This window comes from Enterococcus casseliflavus (assembly GCF_029215545.1).
GTDB lineage: Bacteria > Bacillota > Bacilli > Lactobacillales > Enterococcaceae > Enterococcus_D > Enterococcus_D casseliflavus.
This window is the reverse complement of the sequence record NZ_CP119393.1, coordinates 847,468-866,986: the sequence shown is the minus strand read 5'-3', so window position 1 is coordinate 866,986 and position 19,519 is coordinate 847,468. Positions and strand designations below refer to the sequence as shown.

Below are 19,519 nucleotides of genomic sequence, written 5' to 3'. Positions count from 1 at the left end.
ATCAGACGATGTCTGTATTTTGTTTGATATTCTCAATGAATTGCAAAACGGTTGTCCAATATTCTGGAGCATCTTTCACTGCTTGTAAATGTCCCATATTCGCAAAGAGGACTTTTTGTTTCGGTCCAGCCGTTGCTTCCATTAAGGTATTGATTTCTTTTTCCGAAAGAAACGTATCCTTTTCTCCTTGTAAAAACAGCACAGGTAAATGGTTGCTGCCGACTTGTCGGGTCACCGAGATCTGCAAGAAGGGATAACCGACTAATTGTTTGCTATAGCGATTCGCTAAGCGCAAAAAGCGTTTGATTGGTAACCGAGAAAATTGCGGTAAGCTTGATCGGATCGCACTGTAAACGGACGTATAGCTGCTGTCTGAGATCAACCCAGCCACTTGCACCGGCATGACTTCTCCACTAGCCAGCAGCAAGGTCGCAGCCCCCATTCCTAAACCATAGAGGAAGATTTGTGTTTGTGGGTCTTTTTCCAAAATCTTATCGATCCACAAAAGCAGATCCATCCGATCTAGCCACCCTAAGCCGATCTCTTTGCCTTCACTGCGGCCATGTCCACGTAAATCAGGAACTAAAACATTATAACCAGCAGACCAGAATTTCTCGGCCGCCTCTTGACAATCTGCTTGCCCATCACTGCGATACCCATGCAAGCAAATCACCCATGTTTTAGCACACTGATCGAAGACTTCCGCTGTCAGGATCAGATCATCAGCGGTCGTTACCGTACATTCCGAACCTTGTGCCCAAAAAGCCGAACTCTTTGTTGCGATCCGCTCTTTGTATGGAATCCCCAGTTTCTTTCTGCCTTCTTTTTCATACCATTCATTGTTTCGCATAATGATCGCCGAAACAAAATAGCGTACGCCCTTTTTCAAAACAGACGTGCGATATACATAGTACACCAAAAAACCAAAAATAAGCAGTAGTAGCAATAGCCAAACCATAGGATCCCCCCTTCATTTTAGTTTACCATTTACAATGGATTTCAGCCAAAGTTTTGTCGCAGGTCTTAAATAAGTCCTATACTTTTAAAAAAACTTTGCCCTGCTTATCTGTTAGAAGTCAGGGCAAAGTTTTGATTGGTTAACTATGTTTTCGTCGATAAAGTATGCCAACGCTTGTAACGAGTAAAATACTTCCAAGAATACTCCACTCATAAGAAGAGCGCTCGTTTGTCTTAGGCAATCGTTTTTCAGTAGTCGCATGGTTTGCGTCATTCTTGTTGTCATCTTCCGGTTGTTTAGATGTATCTGGCTTTTTAGGTGATAACGGGACCTGCGGCTTTTTAGGATCACTCGGGGTTTTCGGTGTCTCTGGCCCTGTATAAGTGTTGACTAGGTCATAGCCATTTACTTTGGTGGTGTATTCTGGAACATTTTCTTCTTGGATCTTGTAAGTGTAGGCTTCTCCTACGGCATCGTATTTAGGCAGATTGTCAAAGCGATAGGTCCAGTTCCCATCTTTATCTGCTTTTACGACTTGCTTGTCGATTTCCTTATCATTTTGTATCAGTTTGACAGTGATGCTTTCAGGACGGGTATTGTACTTGTTGTCGTAGTCATTCCATGTCTTTGTTCCTGATATTTCTGTCGTTTCGGTGTTACGGTAGGTGTTGACTAGGTCATAGCCATTTACTTTGGTGGTGTATTCTGGAACATTTTCTTCTTGGATCGTGTAAGTGTACACTTTTCCTTCGGCGTCGTATTTTGGCAGCTTATCAAAACGATAAGTCCAGTTGCCGTGGTTATCTGATTTTACGACTTGCTTGTTGATTTCCTTATCATTTTGAATCAGTTTGACAGTGATGCTTTCAGGGCGGGTGTTGAACTTGTTGTCGTAGTCATTCCATGTCTTTGTTCCTGATACTTCTGTCGTTTCGGTATTACGGTAGGTGTTGATTAGGTCATAGCCATTTACTTTGGTGGTGTATCCTTCAACGGGTGTTTCTTGAATTGCGTAGTCATAGGTCTGACCAGATTCGTCGGTTGTTGGTAGATCGGTAAATTCATAATGCCATTCCCCCTCTTTATTTGGGGTAACCGTTTTTGTTTGGAACACTTCACCGTTTTGCAGTAATTGAACCGTAATGCTTGTCGGACGGGTATTAAATTTGTTGTCATAATCGTCCCACGTTTTGGTTCCGCTGATTGTCGTTGTATCAAGAGACAGCAGGTGATTCATTGCAGCTAGTTTGATTATCGGTACAACCGTTTCATTGGCTTGAAGATCCCAGCGGTGGGTTTCCGCATTGACCAATACCGTATCAGCAATGATACTACCGTCAACATTTTGATGGACATCAACTGTATCACCAACAGCCAAAATCGTTCCTTGGAAGGGACTATTAATCGAAAGCATTTGATTTTCTGGCTGATTAATAAAATTCCATAGGATAACGGCATCATCAAAATCTTCTGTTTCATGACTATTGCGCGTCGTACCATCTGTATATTCTAGTTTGATTTGCGACTTGATATTAACGGTACTTGCTCCTTCGGTATCTACATTGATGAGTACAGGAGACGTGCCTTTTGTTAGCCCTTTGATGGTAATTGGTGTATCTTTTTCTAATTCTGTTTTTGAAAGAGTAACGACTACCTTTTGATCTTCTTCATCAATAGTGTCTGCCGAAAAGGAAATTGGTTTTTTGTCGATTAGATAACCGTCTGGCGCTTCTGTTTCAACAAAGGAATAGTCCCCTTCTGGAAGATCCGTTTCGATTACTTGTCCATCATCATTTGTGACCTCTTCATCAACCTCTTTATGTGTCTTTTTATTTTGAAGTTCGTAGACACCGTCATCAAGCGGGTTTCCTTGTTCATCCGTTAAGGTCAACACAACCTCTTGCGTATCATTTTCAGCACGGGCGGTATTGATGACCCGCTGATTATTATCAGTAAAGTCTTTGGTTACACCGGGTGTTTGCGGATAGGCTCCTAGCCTTTCTGACGTCGCCTGTAACGTTGAAAATACCTTTTTAAAATCTATATACGGTTCACTTGCGGATTGATCTTGGAAAACTTCGGAAGTTTTCAAGTGATCCATTCTCTGTCCATTTACAAAAACGGCAGGTTGTTGATTTTGATCTGCTAAATCTACTGTGACTGATGGGCCAAAGACAACTTTGTTTTTTCTGCTATCAGTTCCTGACACAAAGGAAGAATTTGCGATCGTATTGACTTTTTGAATATAATTGATTTCTGTTGCCAACGAACCATCCTGAATACTGGTTCCAAAATTGACATTTCCATTTAGTTCTCCCACTGCTAAGTTTCCGTTCGTGTGGGTATTTAGCGTCGCATGGTTAGCAAAAATATGAAAATACTGAGCTTCTCCTAGAAGTACGTTATCAACTTCTGGCACATCATTCTTAAAGCTGCCGCCACTTGATAGTTGTGAAGCTGCTGGCGCACTTGCTTGTGTATCAAGTGGTGATTCTATGGCTGTTGATGCGGTAGTTGACTCTACTTGTGGTTGTGACTCGCTGCTTTTTGTGGCAGGCTGTTTTTCGGAAGCCTCTGTTTGTTCCTGACTGTCAGCAAGCACTGCTTCGGCACTCGTTGCTTCTGTGGATTCATTTTCAGGTAGAACAACTGCTACATCTGTTGTATTGATGATGTCTTCTTTCACTTGTCCATTTTCTTCCTCTGTTTGAAGAAATGCGGATTTGATTGTCAATGTTTTAAGAGCTTTTGTTTGAAACGTTAGCGTCATTTGGCTAAAGGAGCTGCTAGTAGTTTCTTCCATCAGCTGCTGTCTTTGCGGATCATATGTAAATGGCGTGCCGTTGCTTTGGATTGATTCTGGCAGAACCGTTTGTTCTCCTTCACTCAAACTGAATGCTAGTTGATTAGCAGCAGACTGCTGATTCTTTTCTACCTCGATCGTCCAAGTGATTTCTCCTGTCGTAGGATCTGGTAATGAGGTCACTTGCGCAATGCCCTTTTCGTTTTGAAATAGGATTGTTTTGGGATTCTCCTCGGTGTCCGCATTGGCTGTGATGACTGATAATAAAGGCGCCAAATAGGATAACATAAGTAAGGACAGCATGAACATTGGGTAAGCTATTTTTTTCACATAAGTACACATTTCTCTTCCTCCAAACAACAAATTTTACTCAGGTGATTATCCTAATCGGAAAAAAGAGAAAATGCAAAATGACCCAAATTTTGATTCTGTGAGAAAAATGAGAGCAAAAACCGAAAAATGGGTCCTGCTCTCAAGGAAATTTGTGAAAATGAAATAGGATTTCTTTTGTTTGAAAAACAATAGAATATTTTTTTCATGATAAATACTCAAAATCCAGAAAGAATCTTTTGTTTGTGATAAAAGTTCTTTCATTGAAAACTCTTAAACACCAGGAGTGATTGGCTACTCGCTAAAATTTCACTTGTCAAAAAAAAATAATTGTAAACTGAAAATGAAAATTTTCATAAACAATCATATTATTTTCATTTTCGGTTACAAAAATTTTAGCAGATTCTTTAAAATCTTATTGTTATTTTCCCTCTATTTATAAGTTCTCTTAACTTTTCAACTTACATTCTATAGAAAAAAACTGTTCCTTGTTCATCTACTAGAAACAGATTTTTTCTATATAGCTTTCATTCACTTTTAATTACTAAAAGTTTGAACAATCTCCTCTTGATCAAAGTCACAAGCCACATCCAAGGACAAAGAATCTGCAGTAGCCAATGCACCCCATGACAAACAAAATCTTAAATCAGCTGGACTTTGATTCCCCTCAATATAATAAGCTGGGAATCCCGAGTCAGATCTGTCAAGTTGATATACACCCCCGGATTTTTTCAGGAAACACTCATCGTCATAATATTGAGTTACAGCAAAATTAAGGTTATTGGCAGATTTTTTTAACAAATATTGCGCGCCATAGTATCTTTGCCCACTAACGATTTCAAAATCACGGAAAGAGTGTCGAGGAAGATTCGTTTTTATCTCAAGTTTTCCCTTCCCTTTGATCATTTTTAAATTAGGCAATAAGATAAAGCGACCGATTATTTCGCTGACCCAATCTGGATGACTTTCACCGTAGTCACTCGAAAAATTGCTATGACCATCGATTACTTTAAAAGAAATCGGCTCCCCGTTAAAGGTTAACCACCAGTTGCCAACAGTTGTGGGTAGCAACTGTTGACTATAAAGATCGCCAAACGATCTGTCTGGTCTTTCATCACATGAATCAGACACAGCTATATCCTTACAATGCTTTTCTATATATACCAATAGATCTGTATCGTCTGTAACGACAGAATATGAGCTACCATCATCAATGATTAATTCTAAGCTGCCTAATGGATGCTGAATGTACGGAAGATCTACATCACGATTCCAGCCTTCCCACTCAGGATAAGAATCAAAGATCAAAAGATCATCCAAAGAAATGCTGGGTAAAAAACCAGTTAGCACCCCTTCATGAAGATAAGTATCTTTGATTGCATCCAATAAATTATGGCCGCTCAGCCAAATAAGCGACTTTCCATTTTTCTTCTTTTCAATCGAATGCAAAATACTTATGTCACCTGAATAATCGGTAATCAGCCAATTATACTGGAGGATCACTTCTTTTGGAAATAGGTCAATAATTCCTGCAGCCGAAACAATATGTTCTACTTCCTTTGATACTAAATTATTTATGTACAATTTTTTCATCAGCGTTCTCTCCTAAAATACTAAGTTTTCCTATAGTCTATCATACAATTAGCATACCGATAAAACTCGTAAAAAAGTCCCCCCATGTCAATTACACATGGGGGGACTCTACCATCATTTCAGTACAGTCAAACGAAAATGTTTGATCAAACTAAAATTATTTATTTTTTAAGTTGTAGAAAGCTTGCAAGCCTTTGTATTCAGCAACTTCACCAAGTTGGTCTTCGATACGTAGTAATTGGTTGTATTTTGCAATACGGTCAGTACGTGAAAGAGAACCAGTTTTGATTTGGCCAGCGTTTGTTGCAACTGCGATATCAGAGATTGTTGAATCTTCTGTTTCACCTGAACGGTGAGAAACTACTGCAGTGTAACCAGCTTCTTTCGCCATTTCGATAGCATTGAATGTTTCAGTCAATGTACCGATTTGATTAACTTTGATCAGGATTGAGTTACCGATACCGTTTTTGATTCCTTTTTCAAGGATTTCAGTATTTGTAACGAACAAGTCATCCCCTACTAATTGAACTTTGTCGCCTAAGCGTTCAGTTAATAGTTTCCAACCATCCCAGTCATTTTCATCCATACCGTCTTCGATAGTGATGATTGGGTATTTGTTAACTAATTCTTCTAAGTAGTCAACTTGTTCAGCAGCAGTACGTTTTACGCCGTTTTCGCCTTCAAATTTAGAGTAGTCGTAAACACCGTTTTCGTAGAATTCTGATGATGCACAGTCAAATCCTAGGTATACATCTTTACCTGGTTCTAAACCAGCAGCTTTGATTGCTTCTAAGATTGTTTCAACACCGTCTTCAGTTCCTTCAAAACGAGGAGCGAAACCACCTTCGTCACCTACTGAAGTTTCTAAACCACGTTTAGACAAGATTGATTTCAAAGCGTGGAATACTTCAGTACCCCAACGTAAGCCTTCTTTGAATGTAGGTGCGCCTACAGGCAAGATCATGAATTCTTGGAAAGCGATTGGTGCGTCAGAGTGAGAACCACCGTTGATGATGTTCATCATAGGAGTTGGCAATACTTTTGTATTGAATCCGCCTAAGTAGTGGTATAAAGGTACTTCTAGGTAATCAGCAGCTGCACGAGCAACAGCGATAGAAACACCAAGAATCGCGTTTGCGCCTAATTTGCCTTTGTTAGGAGTTCCGTCTAAAGCGATCATTGCTTTATCGATAGCCATTTGGTCACGGACATCGTAGCCGATGATAGCTTCTGCAATGATGTTATTTACATTGTCAACTGCTTTCGTTACACCTTTACCGCCATAACGAGCTTTGTCGCCATCACGTAATTCAACTGCTTCGTGTTCACCTGTTGAAGCTCCTGAAGGAACCATTCCGCGGCCGAAAGCACCTGATTCTGTGTAGACTTCTACTTCGATAGTTGGGTTACCACGTGAGTCTAAGACTTCGCGTGCGTAAACATCAGTAATAATTGACATGTTTTGTCTCTCCTTTGAGTTTGTTTTATCTTAAGGGGAAAGCCCCTTGCGAACAACTTAATTGTAGTGAAAAAGTGACGATTCTGCAAATGTTATTTTCATGAAAATGAAATTATTTTACAGCATCTAATAATGCTAGGAATGAATCAGCTTGCAAGCTTGCGCCGCCAACTAATGCTCCGTCAACATTTTCTTTTGCCATGTATTCAGCAATGTTTTCAGGTTTTACAGAGCCGCCGTATTGGATACGTACGCTGTCTGAAACTTCTTTGCCGTATAATTTTTCAACAGTTTTGCGGACAACGCCACAAATTTCGTCTGCGATGTTTGCATCCGCTGATTTACCAGTACCGATCGCCCAGATTGGTTCGTACGCAATCACAAGATTACTTACTTGACCGTCTGTTAAACTGTCTAAGCCAGCAGTGATTTGTCCTTCGATCCACTCCGCTGTTTTGCCAGCTTCATAGGTTTCTAAAGATTCACCACAGCATAGGATTGGGATCATGCCGTTTGCAAAGATTGCTTTGGCTTTTTTGTTGATGTCTTCATCTGTCTCATGGAAGTATTCACGACGTTCTGAATGGCCAATGATGACATAGTCAACACCTAGATCTGCTAAAGCTGCTGGTGAAGTTTCGCCAGTAAAGGCACCTTCATTTTCCCAGTAGCTGTTTTGAGCAGCAATTTTTAATTCTGTTCCTTCAGCAGCATTCACTAATGTTTCTAAGAATAAAGCTGGCGAACCGATCACAGAGTCAACTGTATCGTTGCTAGGAATTTTTGTTTTGACTGCTTCAGCAAATTCTTTTGCTTCTTTCGCAGTTTTGTTCATTTTCCAGTTTCCGGCAATAATTGGTTTGCGCATGTTCTGGCACTCCTTTTCGTTATCAAGCGTGCAAAGGAGATCCTTTGCACGGCTTGTCATTGATTATTTATCGTTGATCGCAGCTAGGCCAGGAAGTGTTTTTCCTTCTAACAATTCAAGGCTGGCACCGCCACCTGTTGAGATGTGGGTAAATTTGTCAGCAAAACCTAATTGTTCTGCTGCAGCTGCAGAGTCACCGCCACCGATGATCGTTGTTGCATCTTCAAGGTTGGCAATTGCTTCACAAACACCGATCGTACCGTTTGCGAAGTTAGACATTTCAAACACACCCATAGGTCCGTTCCAAACAACTGTTTTTGCGCCTTTTAATGTTTCAGCAAACAAAGCGATAGTTTCAGGTCCGATATCTAAGCCCATTTGTCCTTCAGGAACATCACCAGTATGTTCTTCTGTTGGAACATCATTTGAAAATTCAGCAGCAGTGATTGAATCAACTGGTAATACTAATTTATCGCCAGCTTTTTCGATCAATTCTTTTGCTAATTCTACTTTATCTGCTTCCACAAGAGAATTACCGATTTCCATGCCTTTTGCTTTGTAGAACGTATACGTCATTCCGCCGCCGATCAAGATTTTGTCTGCTTTAGGAATCAAGTTTTCGATTACGCCGATTTTGTCAGATACTTTTGCTCCACCAAGAATCGCGATCATTGGACGTTTTGGTTCTTCGACTGCTTCACCGATGAATTTGATTTCTTTTTCCATTAAGAAACCAGCAACTGTTGGGATACCTGTTGAAGCGATCCCTACGTTTGAAGCGTGTGCGCGGTGTGCGGTACCAAAGGCATCATTTACAAAAACATCGCCTAAAGAAGCCCAGTATTTACCTAGTTCAGGATCGTTTTTGCTTTCTTTTTTGCCATCGATGTCTTCGAAACGAGTGTTTTCAAAAACAACGACATCGCCATCTTGCATGTTGTTGATCGCTGCTTCTAATTTTTCGCCGCGGGTTTCATCCACGAAAGTTACTTCTTTGCCTAACAATTCGCCTAGACGTTTCGCAACTGGCGCTAAAGATTTTCCAGCTTTATCTGCTTCTTCTTTCACACGACCTAAGTGTGAGAAAAGAATTGCTTTTCCGCCGTTTTCGATCACGTAATTGATTGTTGGTAATGCTGCTTTGATCCGTGTATCGTCTCCGATCACTCCATCTTTCAATGGAACGTTGAAGTCCACACGTACAAGAACTTTTTTATCTTTTAAATCGATATCTTGAACTGTCATTTTCGCCATGAACAGATTCCTCCTAGCATAATTGTTAAAAAAAGCGGAGAAGCGCGATGCTTCCCCGCTTTCTCTTGCGATGGTTTAAATTAAAGTCGTTCGCAACTCTTATAGGTTAGCGAAGTATTCTAAAGTACGTACTAATTGTGCAGTGTATGACATTTCATTGTCGTACCAAGCAACAGTTTTAACTAATTGTTTGTCGCCAACAGTCATAACTTTTGTTTGAGTTGCATCAAATAATGAACCGTAAGTCATACCAACGATATCAGAAGAAACGATTTCGTCTGTGTTGTAACCGTAAGATTCGTTTGAAGCTTCTTTCATTGCTGCATTGATTTCATCAACAGTTACTTCTTTGTCAAGAACAGTAACTAATTCAGTTAATGAACCAGTTGCAACAGGAACACGTTGAGCAGCACCATCTAATTTGCCGTTCAATTCTGGGATTACTAAGCCGATCGCTTTAGCAGCACCAGTTGAGTTAGGCACGATGTTTGCAGCAGCAGCACGGGCACGGCGGAAGTCACCTTTAGGGTGTGGTCCGTCTAGAGTCATTTGGTCACCTGTGTAAGCGTGGATTGTAGTCATTAATCCTTCAATCACACCAAATTTGTCGTTCAATGTTTTCGCCATAGGAGCTAAACAGTTTGTTGTACATGAAGCACCAGAGATAACTGTTTCTTCACCTGTTAAAGTTTCATGGTTTGTGTTGTAAACGATTGTTGGAACATCGTTTCCACCAGGAGCTGAGATAACTACACGTTTTGCACCAGCTGTTAAATGTTTTTCAGCAGCTGCTTTAGAAGTGAAGAATCCAGTACATTCTAACACGATTTCAACACCTAGTTCGCCCCAAGGCAATTCTTCAGGGTTGCGGTTAGCTAAAACTTTGATTTCATTTCCGTTCACATTGAATGAACCTTCGTGAACTTCAACTGTACCGTTGAAACGTCCTTGTGTTGTATCATATTTTAACAAGTGAGCTAACATTTTAGCATCTGTTAAGTCATTGATAGCCACAACTTCGATTCCTTCTACTTCTTGGATACGACGAAATGCTAAGCGTCCGATACGTCCAAATCCATTAATACCTACTTTAACTGTCATTTAAGATTTCCTCCTTATGAAAATCATAAAAATATTTATTTTAAAGGGTTGCCCCTTTTAAAATCTCATTTGCGCAAGCTTCATCGGTGATGAGCCAGGTTTGTTTTGGTGCATTTTTCATGTATGCATTGACCGCTTTGGCTTTTGATTGTCCGCCAGCGACCGCAAAAATAATTGGGACTTTTTGCAAATCTTTTAATTGAAGTCCGATGCGAGGAACTTTGTAGACGACCTCGCCAGCTTCGTTAAAGAAATACCCAAAGGATTCTGCAACTGCATTTTTTTGTTTTAACATCAGAATTTCTTGTTCTGACATTTTTCTTCGAGCCGCCATATGCAACGCCCGTCCAATACTATGAATAACACAATTTGCTTGACTTATCAAGTTTAAGACATCAACGATGGCGGGTTCTTTCAAGAGAAACTCGTAGGTGTTCATGCTTAATTGTTCTGGTACAAACAAGGAGCGATAATCGCCATTTGTCTGCATTGCCATCACCGAGCTGACAGAGTTTGCTTGCACGTTGACTGATTCTCCGATACCACCACGGGCTGGAACAAACAAGTTATGACGTTTGGCGGTTTCCAAATTACCCAATTCCTCGGCAACTTTCGCCATTGTCGTCCCTCCCATTACTGCGATGGTGTTTTTGCCTTCTGGCAATAAGAGATCCAACGATTCATTCAGCAACTGGCCAAATTCAGCAATAACTTTCGGTTGTCGATCACCATCGCCGCTCGCAATCAAACAACGTTCGATGCCAAAGGTCTCTGATAATCGTTTCTCGATTTGGTGCATTCCGAACAGCTGATCCATCAGTGCACCAATCTTCGTGTACACTTCTTCTCCGTAGGCGGTCAATTGCATGCCGCTTTTTGAAGAGTCGATCAGTTTTAGCTTTTTAAGGATATCTGTTTCCGTCCTCAACACGCGTTCCGTCATTGATAAACTTTCCGAAAGTGTCCGGCGGCCAACGGGCTGCATCCAATAAATATTTCTTAAGATACGGTAACGTTCCTGGAGTACAGCGAGAATATCCGGGGTGATTGCCTCAATCAATTTTAATTCATCGAGCATTTTATATCCTCCCGTTGGACAATTTTCGTCCTACAATGACTTAAAATGACCCATCGATTGCAAAAAAAATTTAAATCTGTTTCCTACACCAATAATAGTAGCACTTATCGCCTTGATACGCAACTATTTCAGTCACAAAATCTTGCTTTTCATAAAATCGTCATAATTTGAAAAAGAGGAAAGGATCGATAAAAAAAAGGAAAGGCTTTGCTGCCTTTCCTACTCGTTAATAGTACGTTTTGCTTTACTCGAATCGTTTCCGCTTGGAAGAACCTGGGATATTCATAGCTTCACGATACTTTGCCACCGTTCGTCTGGAAATATCGATGCCCTGGGCTTTGAGGGCATCTGTCAACTTCTGATCTGACAATGGTTTGTTTTTATTTTCTTCATCGATCAGTGCTTTTAGCTGCTGTTTGATCGATGCCGTCGTCAGGTCATCACCGCTTTCTTGTGTCGAAACCTTCTGTCCAAAAAATAGTTTTAATTCAAACACCCCAAAGGAGGTTTCCAAGTATTTCCCGTTGACCGCTCGGCTGACCGTTGATTCATGAATCCCCAATTCTTCGGCAACTTCTCTTAAAACCAATGGCTTTAATGGGCGATCTGGTTGAGTGAAAAACTCCTTTTGCCGTGCAACGATCTGCACCCCGACACGATAGATGGTATCCCCTCGTTGCAGCAAGGTCTTTTTCAGCCACTCGAACTCTTGGGCTTTATTGTCTAAATAACTTAAGACCTCTGGATCACCGCTTTGCTTCAATTGATCAAAATATTGCTGCTGAAAGCGAACCTCTGGTAAGGCGCGTTTGTTTGATTTCACGATCGGCTGTCCTTTTTCAACCGTCACCCGCAGGTCAGGAACGATGTAAAGCCCATCGGTTGACCCAAACGCAGCCCCTGGTGTGGGGGTCAATGTTTGAACATAATCAAAGACCTTTTGGATCTCAGTTAATGGAATCTGCAGCGCTTTGCTGATTTTGTCCCACTTGCGCTCTGCCATTTCCGTAAAAAATTCTTCTAAAATGAGATAGGCCATTGGCGGCGCATAATCATCTCTTTCCGTTTGTAGCATCAAACACTCTCTTAGATCACGAGCACCGACGCCTGCTGGATCTAGCTGCTGGATCAAGGTCAAGGCATCAAGCATTTGGATTGGGGTCCCACCAACAAGTTTTCCAGCTTCTTCCAGATCAATCGTCAAAAAGCCGTTTAAATCAATGTACTCGACTAAAAATAAAACGATCGTCCGCAAGAAGGTATCTCGGTAGTTTAAATGCACTTGATCGATGAGGTATTCGAATAAAGACGTATGCTGGTCAGGGATCTGGCTTAAATAATCCATCAATTGTTCTGATGAGCCATTGCTTTTGCTTGGTGTGATGGGCGAATCATATTCCCCCAGATCAATCAATGGATTTTCTAATGCTTGGTTATCTATGAAGGACAATAATTCGTCTGCAGAAAATTGCAGCACTTGGATTGATTGCTGTAATTTCTGCGTCATAGCAAGCTTTTGCGTCTGTTTTTGTTGTTGTGAAAATTGCTGTTGAAATTTCATCATTCTACCTCTTGTTTTTTTCACTGAAATTGGTTAAACTAATATTTGTGCTTCGCGCCTTTAGTGTAGTGGATATCACGTAAGATTCCGGTTCTTGAGACGGGGGTTCGATTCCCTCAAGGCGCGTTTTTTCTTTTCGTTACAAGTATACTCGATTCAAATCAATAATTCAAAAGCACTTAGGGACCGCTGATGCGGTTCCTTTTTTTATTTGTATCTATGTAAGAAGACGAAATCGTCCTTCAGCGATTAAAAGCTGCTTGCAGCCCAAAGGCGAAAAAAAGAAGAGGATTACTCCTCTTCTTCCTCTTCATCCGCAAAATCATCTTCATCATCGTCATCGATAATGGTGAGATCTTCCTCAATGCTGTCAGGTAATTCTTCTTCATCATCGGTGCTATTGTCGGCGCCGATTTCTTGCAAGTCTGAATTGTATGCCGAGATTTCTTCATCCTCGTCATCATCATCATCAAAGAGATCATCTTCTTCGTCATCTGACAAATCAGTATCCTCAGGATCATCATCGTTATAATCGATTGCGTCTTCATCATCGTTGATAAAGGCATTGACTTTTTTACGTTTGCGACGACGTGGTGTATCTTCATCCTCGTCTTCGATGCCATGGTTGACTTCTTCATCGATCGAATCAATGGCGTACCATGAACGTAAGCCCCAACGATTGTCGCCTAAAGAAATAAAACTACCGTCGATATTCAAGTCTGTATAAAACTGCGCCAATGAATCACGAATCTCGCTGTCTGAAGTTTCAAGATAGTTTTGAATTTGGTTGACCAAATCAGAAAAATCCATCACGTCACCGCGCTGCTCTAAAATCGCATGGGCAACTTCAATCATCGACAATTCGTTTTTATTTACACCTTCAAATACATTAATTTCCAAACGGGACACGTCCTTTCACAGTCTACTCCTAATCATACAAAATTACGTCTCAAATTGCAATTTTTTCTTTCAATTTCCCTTTGATCAAGCGGTAAATTCTAAAGATAGTTTGTATTCGCCGACTTTGTCAGCAGCCATGAACAAGTCATAATCGATATCGATCTTTCCCGAATATGGACGGTCTTTCAAGCTAACGTGCAAGTGATTGGTGAAGGTGTGGAACATCATCAAGCCATACGGGGTTTGGTAGCTCGTCTCTAAACGTTCCTTATAAGAAAATTTCAAGCGCATGCGCATTTCCCCTGAGCGAATCAATTGAATCAATCCGTCTGGCATGATTTTCATCGTGACGGGAACGTCGGTGCCGTCTGGCTGGATCTCTTTGTAACGGATGTATAAGGTATCACCGATCTTGACTGCTTGTCCTTGCAGATCAAACAGAAAGTTTTCTGTTTCCCCTGCTTGACGTACATTGGTTGTTAAATGAATCGAGATTGGGATTCCTTTTGATAATTCTTGCATGTACGTGTGCCTCCTTTGAAGATTTCAGTTTCATTCTTGCTTTTTTTCATTCGTTTGTCAATCATTTCAGTTGATTCTCCTTGGTCTATTTCTTCATTGAAAATAAAAAAGCGAAAACAAAAGCAAGTTTTCATTCTTTTCTCCAAGTAATTTTCCAAGAATCGTATATAATAAGGATAACAGGTATTTTTAAAGGAGTTTAACCGATTTGACTATCTATATAATGGATCAAACCTTACCACGTATCCACAATCCTTATGAGCCGTTTGCTTTTACCGATGTTGCCACCGAAGCTGCTGGCAAACTGGAACAAGTTTATTGTCATTTTTGGCAGTTGTCCGATACGATGATTTTAGGAATGAAAGATACCCGGCTGCCTTTTTTGTTAGATGGTCTGCAGGTTTTGAAAGAAGCTGGCTATGCCTCGATCATCCGCAACTCAGGCGGGCTTGGGGTCATCAATGATGCCGGTATTTTGAATGTCTCCCTCATTTTCCCTAAACATTTGGCTGCCACTACGGATGCAGCCTATGAAATGATGGCGACATTGTTGCAAACAGCCTTTCCTGAGCGGACAATTTTGGCTTATGAAATTGCTGACTCGTATTGCCCAGGCACCTATGACCTGAGTATTGACGGAAAAAAAATTGCTGGCACAGCACAACGACGAATCAAAGACGGCGTGGCTGTCATGATGTATCTGAGCATCAATGGCGACCAACCAGCCCGCGGCTCTCTCGTTCGTCGTTTTTACCAAGTAGGTTTGAAAGAGCGCTTTGGTACAGATGGCTATCCAGCCGTCAATCCTGCGAGCATGACCACTTTAGAAGCAGCCCTCGGCCGTAAGTTTACCACACAAGAGGTGATTGACCGCTTGCAAAAAGCCCTGCTTTTCTTGATCACAGACCAATCCCTATATCCGCTTGAGTCACTGGATCAATGGCTTTCAGAAAATGACCTTAGCGAACAAATGCAGCAACGCTTAGCTGGCATGGAAAAGCGAAATCACCCAATAAAGGAGTTTAGCGATGAGCCTACCATATAAATATCAAACCTTAGCGATAGAAAAAGTGTTTCGTGACCCTGTTCACAACTATGTCCATGTGCAGCACCAAGTGATTTTAGACTTGATCAATTCCAAAGAAGTGCAGCGTTTGCGACGAATCAAACAACTAGGGACTGCTTCTTTCACCTTTCACGGAGCAGAACACAGCCGCTTTTCTCACTCCTTGGGGGTTTATGAAATCAGCCGCCGCATTTGCGATATTTTCCAACGCAATTATTCGATTGAAAAAGTTGGACCGAACGGCTGGGATGATAAGGAGCGTTTAGTGACCTTGTGTGCAGCATTGCTTCATGATGTGGGCCATGGTCCATACTCCCACACCTTTGAGCATATTTTCCATACAGACCATGAAGCCATCACAGTGGCGATCATCACTTCTCCTGAAACGGAAGTTCATCAGATATTGAACCGAGTGGAGGCTGGATTTCCTGAGAAAGTGGCAAGTGTCATCACTAAAACCTATCCAAATCCCCAAGTCGTTCAAATGATTTCCAGTCAAATCGATGCTGATCGGATGGACTACTTGCTGCGCGATGCTTATTTTACCGGCACTGAATACGGCACGTTTGATCTGACCAGAATTTTACGAGTGATTCGTCCGTACGAAGGCGGTATTGCTTTTTCTATGAATGGCATGCACGCTGTGGAGGACTACATCGTCAGTCGTTACCAAATGTATGTGCAAGTTTATTTCCATGCGAGTTCTCGAGGGATGGAAGTGATCTTAGCCCACTTGCTGGATCGTGCTGCAGAACTTTATCAAGTGGATCAGGAAATGTTTCAAAGCCATTCGCAACTGCTTCTCCCATTTTTAAAACAAGAATTCACTTTAGATGAATACTTGAAACTCGACGATGGCGTGTTGAATACCTACTTTACCCAATGGACGGAAGAGAATGATCCGATCCTCAGCGATTTAGCCAAGCGGTTCTTAAATCGTAAACCGCTAAAATCCGCTCGCTTTGACGATGAGACGCAGTTGCCGATGATTGAAGAAATGCAGGGACTGGTGGAAAAAGTCGGCTTCAATCCCCGCTACTATACTGCCATCAATTCAAGCTTCGATCTGCCTTATGATTTTTATCGACCAACTTCTGGTAAGCATCGGACACAGATCGAATTACAGGAAAAAGATGGTTCCCTTGTAGAATTATCCCAAGCCAGTCAACTTGTTGCAGCCTTAGCAGGACAAACCCAAGGTGACCAACGCTTTTATTTTCCAAAAGAAATGATTGACCCCAACATCCAAAATCACTATGATTTATTTGGAGAGACGTATCAAGAGTTTGCCAAGCACATTCGCAATGGTGCTTTGATCAAACCAAGCCACTAGGAGGAACTTATGAGTATCAAACTGATCGCCATCGATATCGATGGCACCCTGCTGAACAACGACCGCAAGATCACTCCAGCAGTTTACAAAGCATTAAAAGACGCAGAAGCACAAGGCGTGCGCATCGTTTTGTGTACGGGACGCCCCTTAACTGGTGTCCAAGATTTATTGAAGGAACTAGACTTATTTACGGACAATGATTTCGTGATTACCTACAACGGCTCTTTGGTTCAAAAAACCAAAAATCAAGAGATCATCTCTGAATTCGGCTTGTCCCAAGATGACTATCTCTTTGTTGAGATGACTGCGAGAAAATTAGGGGTTCACCTTCATGTAGAAACTGAGGATACCATGTATACCGCTAACCGCGATATCAGTCCTTACACGATTTATGAAGCCTTCTTAGTCAACATGCCATTGAAATATCGGACACCAGAAGAAATGACTGCTGACTTGAATATCATCAAAATGATGATGATCGATGATCCCGAAATACTGGATCAGATCATCCCACAATTGCCGAGTAGTTTGACCGACAACTACAATGTGGTTAAAAGTGCTCCTTACTTCTTGGAAGTCCTAAATAAACAAGCCCATAAAGGAGCTGCTGTCAAAAAATTGGCGGAGCACTTAGGCATCAAACAAGAAGAAGTCATGGCGATCGGCGATAATGAAAATGATTTAACCATGGTGGAATATGCTGGTATCGGTGTGGCGATGGCCAATGCTACTGAAAACGTGAAAAATGCCGCAGATGTCCTAACTGCTTCAAACGAAGAAGATGGTGTGGCAGAAGTAATCAACAAGTATGTTTTAGCAAATAACTAAGTGTAAAAAAAGTCAGGTTTCCATTTTATCGGAAGCCTGACTTTTTTATTTTGCCAACCACTGTTCAACTGCCCATTTATGGCTGCCGCGTTTCAATCGTTGGATCGCTTCTTCTGGCGTGTGCCATGACAACTGATTGGTTTCTTCTGTCGGTTCACAGACTTTTTTCCATTTGGTCATTAAATAGAAATAGCCGGGGTGATGGTAAAACGTGTCGCGATGGCGCGAATAGAAGTATTCAACTGCCTCCCCTAGATACTCAGCGATCTCTCCTTCAAATCCAAGTTCTTCTATTAATTCTCGCTGGATCGCTTCTTCTTTGCTTTCATTTGGTTCAATTTCACCGCCTGGTAAAAAATAGGCGCCGTTGGGTGCTTGCACCAAGATCACTTCATTTTTTTCATTTGGAAGAACGACATACGCCCCGTAGCGTGATTTGTATGGTTTTCCCGCTTCTTTTTCCCCGAACACAATTTCCTTTTCTGGCATGATTCCCTCCACCAACACTTTCTTTCCATTTTACCCTATGCCAATAGTCTGGACAAGCTGGAAATAACGCTCGGTTGTCTTTTATTCGTTACAAAAAGAGAAAATATGTTATCATACAACTATCAAGATCGAAAGGATGATTTACCCATGAAAATGGCTCACACATGTGTCCGCGTCAAAGACTTAACGGCTTCTCTAGATTTTTATCAAACTGCCTTTGGTTTTGAAGAATCTCGCCGTCGTGATTTTCCTGAACATAAATTTACTTTGGTTTACTTAACTTTGCCTGGTGATGATTACGAGCTAGAGTTGACGTATAACTATGACCATCCTGGCTATGAGTTAGGCGACGGCTATGGCCACATCGCCATCAGTACCGATGATCTAGAAGCGCTTCATGAGAAGCACCAAGCTGCCGGATTTGACGTCACTGACTTGAAAGGACTACCAGGGACTTCTCCATCTTACTATTTTGTGAAAGATCCTGATGGCTACAAAATCGAAGTTATTCGCGAAAAATAAAGCGAAGGTGATCGAAAAAAGGACCTCGTGTCCTTTTTTCTTTTTCGATTCATTTCGATTCATTTACTAGTAGAAAGGTTTGATCAAATGAAACCCATTATCGGCATCGCTGCCAATGAACGACCAATGATTGAAGAAGCAGAACATTGGTTGTCCTATACACCCAAAAATTTTGTGACCCATATCCAACAAGCTCAAGGCATTCCCCTATTATTACCAATGGGTGTCGTGGAAGATGCTGCGACTTACATCAGCAAAATCGATAAACTCTTGTTAGCCGGTGGTCACGATGTCTCCCCTGTTCACTATGGCGAAGATCCTCATCCATTGATTCAAGGTATTCATCCTGATCGTGATGTCTTTGAATTGGCATTGATCAAAGAAGCAGTGGCTCAAAACAAACCGATCTTTGGAATCTGCCGCGGCATGCAGTTACTCAATGTCGCATTTGGCGGGAGTTTGTACCAAGATCTCTCTTTGATCGATCACCCAACGATCAAACACGTGCAATTGCCGACGTTCTTTCAATTCCCTACACATCGGGTAAAAATCAAGGCAGACAGTCGTTTGGCTGCTCTTTTAGGCACAACCTATCACGTCAATTCTTTTCATCACCAAGCAGTCAAAACCGTTGCGGATGATTTCAACGTGATTGCCACCGCTCCTGATGGTGTCGTTGAAGCCATTGAATCCACCGCCTATGGCGCACCGATCTTCGGCATTCAGTGGCATCCTGAGCTAGCCGCTCACAAGCTGCCTTCTGAGCAATCGATCTTCAACTTTTTTGTGCAGGAATTCTAAAGGCTTGCACCTTGTTTTCTAGATTTTAGCGAATAAAAAACGCCCGATTACGA

The 19,519-nt window shown here is 41.5% G+C and carries 17 protein-coding genes and 1 tRNA gene; 6 read left to right on the top strand and 12 right to left on the bottom strand.

The window, feature by feature from the left end; genetic code table 11:
* Nucleotide 1: 1 nt before the first annotated feature.
* From P0G38_RS04130 to rpoN, 9 genes are all read right to left on the bottom strand, one after another.
* Nucleotides 2-958, bottom strand: coding sequence for an alpha/beta hydrolase (locus tag P0G38_RS04130; RefSeq protein WP_275854094.1), 957 nt, complete (start codon nucleotides 956-958; stop codon nucleotides 2-4).
* Nucleotides 959-1,097: 139 nt separating this feature from the next.
* The gene (locus tag P0G38_RS04125) at nucleotides 1,098-4,103 is read right to left on the bottom strand and encodes a Cna B-type domain-containing protein (RefSeq protein ID WP_275854093.1); all 3,006 of its coding nucleotides are present in this window, start codon (nucleotides 4,101-4,103) and stop codon (nucleotides 1,098-1,100) included.
* 525 nt (nucleotides 4,104-4,628) lie between these two features.
* Nucleotides 4,629-5,684: a hypothetical protein gene (locus P0G38_RS04120; protein WP_275854092.1), complete on the bottom strand. Its 1,056-nt coding sequence runs from the start codon at nucleotides 5,682-5,684 to the stop codon at nucleotides 4,629-4,631.
* A gap of 157 nt (nucleotides 5,685-5,841) precedes the next feature.
* The gene (eno, locus tag P0G38_RS04115; RefSeq protein ID WP_005234360.1) at nucleotides 5,842-7,143 is read right to left on the bottom strand and encodes a surface-displayed alpha-enolase; all 1,302 of its coding nucleotides are present in this window, start codon (nucleotides 7,141-7,143) and stop codon (nucleotides 5,842-5,844) included.
* 112 nt (nucleotides 7,144-7,255) lie between these two features.
* Nucleotides 7,256-8,011 carry a triose-phosphate isomerase gene (tpiA, locus tag P0G38_RS04110; protein WP_275854091.1) on the bottom strand — a complete coding sequence of 252 codons (756 nt, stop codon included), beginning with the start codon at nucleotides 8,009-8,011 and terminating at the stop codon, nucleotides 7,256-7,258.
* A 63-nt stretch (nucleotides 8,012-8,074) separates the two neighbouring features.
* Nucleotides 8,075-9,265: a phosphoglycerate kinase gene (locus P0G38_RS04105; RefSeq protein ID WP_005234355.1), complete on the bottom strand. Its 1,191-nt coding sequence runs from the start codon at nucleotides 9,263-9,265 to the stop codon at nucleotides 8,075-8,077.
* Between the two features lie 99 nt (nucleotides 9,266-9,364).
* Nucleotides 9,365-10,366 (bottom strand): type I glyceraldehyde-3-phosphate dehydrogenase, encoded by a 1,002-nt coding sequence (gene gap / locus P0G38_RS04100; protein WP_008380858.1) that lies wholly within the window; start codon nucleotides 10,364-10,366, stop codon nucleotides 9,365-9,367.
* 40 nt (nucleotides 10,367-10,406) lie between these two features.
* The gene (locus tag P0G38_RS04095; protein ID WP_005228675.1) at nucleotides 10,407-11,444 is read right to left on the bottom strand and encodes a sugar-binding transcriptional regulator; all 1,038 of its coding nucleotides are present in this window, start codon (nucleotides 11,442-11,444) and stop codon (nucleotides 10,407-10,409) included.
* 244 nt (nucleotides 11,445-11,688) lie between these two features.
* On the bottom strand, nucleotides 11,689-13,008 hold the full coding sequence (rpoN, locus tag P0G38_RS04090; protein WP_176323943.1) for an RNA polymerase factor sigma-54: 1,320 nt from the start codon (nucleotides 13,006-13,008) through the stop codon (nucleotides 11,689-11,691).
* A 51-nt stretch (nucleotides 13,009-13,059) separates the two neighbouring features.
* Here rpoN and P0G38_RS04085 point away from each other — a divergent pair.
* Nucleotides 13,060-13,131 (top strand) — tRNA-Arg (locus P0G38_RS04085).
* Nucleotides 13,132-13,296: 165 nt separating this feature from the next.
* Here P0G38_RS04085 and rpoE read toward each other — a convergent pair.
* Together rpoE and P0G38_RS04075 are read right to left on the bottom strand one after the other, a co-directional pair.
* Nucleotides 13,297-13,905 (bottom strand): DNA-directed RNA polymerase subunit delta, encoded by a 609-nt coding sequence (rpoE, locus tag P0G38_RS04080; RefSeq protein ID WP_005234347.1) that lies wholly within the window; start codon nucleotides 13,903-13,905, stop codon nucleotides 13,297-13,299.
* An 84-nt stretch (nucleotides 13,906-13,989) separates the two neighbouring features.
* Complete coding sequence (locus P0G38_RS04075; protein WP_005228669.1) at nucleotides 13,990-14,427, bottom strand: YwiB family protein; 438 nt, start codon at nucleotides 14,425-14,427, stop codon at nucleotides 13,990-13,992.
* A 223-nt stretch (nucleotides 14,428-14,650) separates the two neighbouring features.
* On the opposite strand from P0G38_RS04075, the gene P0G38_RS04070 reads away from it, so the two are divergent.
* From P0G38_RS04070 to yidA, 3 genes are read left to right on the top strand one after another with little or no spacing between them, the layout of a single operon-like run.
* A complete protein-coding gene (locus P0G38_RS04070; RefSeq protein ID WP_420842488.1) occupies nucleotides 14,651-15,472 on the top strand; it encodes a lipoate--protein ligase family protein in 822 nt (273 codons plus the stop codon).
* A complete protein-coding gene (locus P0G38_RS04065) occupies nucleotides 15,456-16,826 on the top strand; it encodes an HD domain-containing protein (RefSeq protein WP_010749809.1) in 1,371 nt (456 codons plus the stop codon). The genes P0G38_RS04070 and P0G38_RS04065 overlap by 17 nt, the downstream gene beginning before the upstream one ends.
* A gap of 9 nt (nucleotides 16,827-16,835) precedes the next feature.
* Complete coding sequence (gene yidA, locus P0G38_RS04060; RefSeq protein ID WP_016608788.1) at nucleotides 16,836-17,654, top strand: sugar-phosphatase; 819 nt, start codon at nucleotides 16,836-16,838, stop codon at nucleotides 17,652-17,654.
* Nucleotides 17,655-17,699: 45 nt separating this feature from the next.
* Here yidA and P0G38_RS04055 read toward each other — a convergent pair whose 3' ends face one another.
* A complete protein-coding gene (locus tag P0G38_RS04055; protein ID WP_060792833.1) occupies nucleotides 17,700-18,143 on the bottom strand; it encodes an NUDIX hydrolase in 444 nt (147 codons plus the stop codon).
* Nucleotides 18,144-18,290: 147 nt separating this feature from the next.
* Between P0G38_RS04055 and gloA the strand changes: the two genes are divergently transcribed.
* Together gloA and P0G38_RS04045 are read left to right on the top strand one after the other, a co-directional pair.
* Nucleotides 18,291-18,665, top strand: coding sequence for a lactoylglutathione lyase (gene gloA / locus P0G38_RS04050; RefSeq protein WP_005228659.1), 375 nt, complete (start codon nucleotides 18,291-18,293; stop codon nucleotides 18,663-18,665).
* Nucleotides 18,666-18,752: 87 nt separating this feature from the next.
* Entirely contained in the window at nucleotides 18,753-19,466 is a 714-nt protein-coding gene (locus P0G38_RS04045) for a gamma-glutamyl-gamma-aminobutyrate hydrolase family protein (protein WP_221693245.1), read from the top strand.
* Nucleotides 19,467-19,519: the final 53 nt, after the last annotated feature.

Bases quoted from the DNA above. Each gene is read 5' to 3' on its own strand.
- P0G38_RS04130 (WP_275854094.1), bottom strand. From the start codon at position 958: ATGGTTTGGCTATTGCTACTACTGCTTATTTTTGGTTTTTTGGTGTAC.
- P0G38_RS04125 (WP_275854093.1), bottom strand. From the start codon at position 4,103: ATGTGTACTTATGTGAAAAAAATAGCTTACCCAATGTTCATGCTGTCC.
- P0G38_RS04120 (WP_275854092.1), bottom strand. From the start codon at position 5,684: ATGAAAAAATTGTACATAAATAATTTAGTATCAAAGGAAGTAGAACAT.
- eno (WP_005234360.1), bottom strand. From the start codon at position 7,143: ATGTCAATTATTACTGATGTTTACGCACGCGAAGTCTTAGACTCACGT.
- tpiA (WP_275854091.1), bottom strand. From the start codon at position 8,011: ATGCGCAAACCAATTATTGCCGGAAACTGGAAAATGAACAAAACTGCG.
- P0G38_RS04105 (WP_005234355.1), bottom strand. From the start codon at position 9,265: ATGGCGAAAATGACAGTTCAAGATATCGATTTAAAAGATAAAAAAGTT.
- gap (WP_008380858.1), bottom strand. From the start codon at position 10,366: ATGACAGTTAAAGTAGGTATTAATGGATTTGGACGTATCGGACGCTTA.
- P0G38_RS04095 (WP_005228675.1), bottom strand. From the start codon at position 11,444: ATGCTCGATGAATTAAAATTGATTGAGGCAATCACCCCGGATATTCTC.
- rpoN (WP_176323943.1), bottom strand. From the start codon at position 13,008: ATGATGAAATTTCAACAGCAATTTTCACAACAACAAAAACAGACGCAA.
- P0G38_RS04075 (WP_005228669.1), bottom strand. From the start codon at position 14,427: ATGCAAGAATTATCAAAAGGAATCCCAATCTCGATTCATTTAACAACC.
- P0G38_RS04070 (WP_420842488.1), top strand. From the start codon at position 14,651: ATGGATCAAACCTTACCACGTATCCACAATCCTTATGAGCCGTTTGCT.
- P0G38_RS04065 (WP_010749809.1), top strand. From the start codon at position 15,456: ATGAGCCTACCATATAAATATCAAACCTTAGCGATAGAAAAAGTGTTT.
- yidA (WP_016608788.1), top strand. From the start codon at position 16,836: ATGAGTATCAAACTGATCGCCATCGATATCGATGGCACCCTGCTGAAC.
- P0G38_RS04055 (WP_060792833.1), bottom strand. From the start codon at position 18,143: ATGCCAGAAAAGGAAATTGTGTTCGGGGAAAAAGAAGCGGGAAAACCA.
- gloA (WP_005228659.1), top strand. From the start codon at position 18,291: ATGAAAATGGCTCACACATGTGTCCGCGTCAAAGACTTAACGGCTTCT.
- P0G38_RS04045 (WP_221693245.1), top strand. From the start codon at position 18,753: ATGAAACCCATTATCGGCATCGCTGCCAATGAACGACCAATGATTGAA.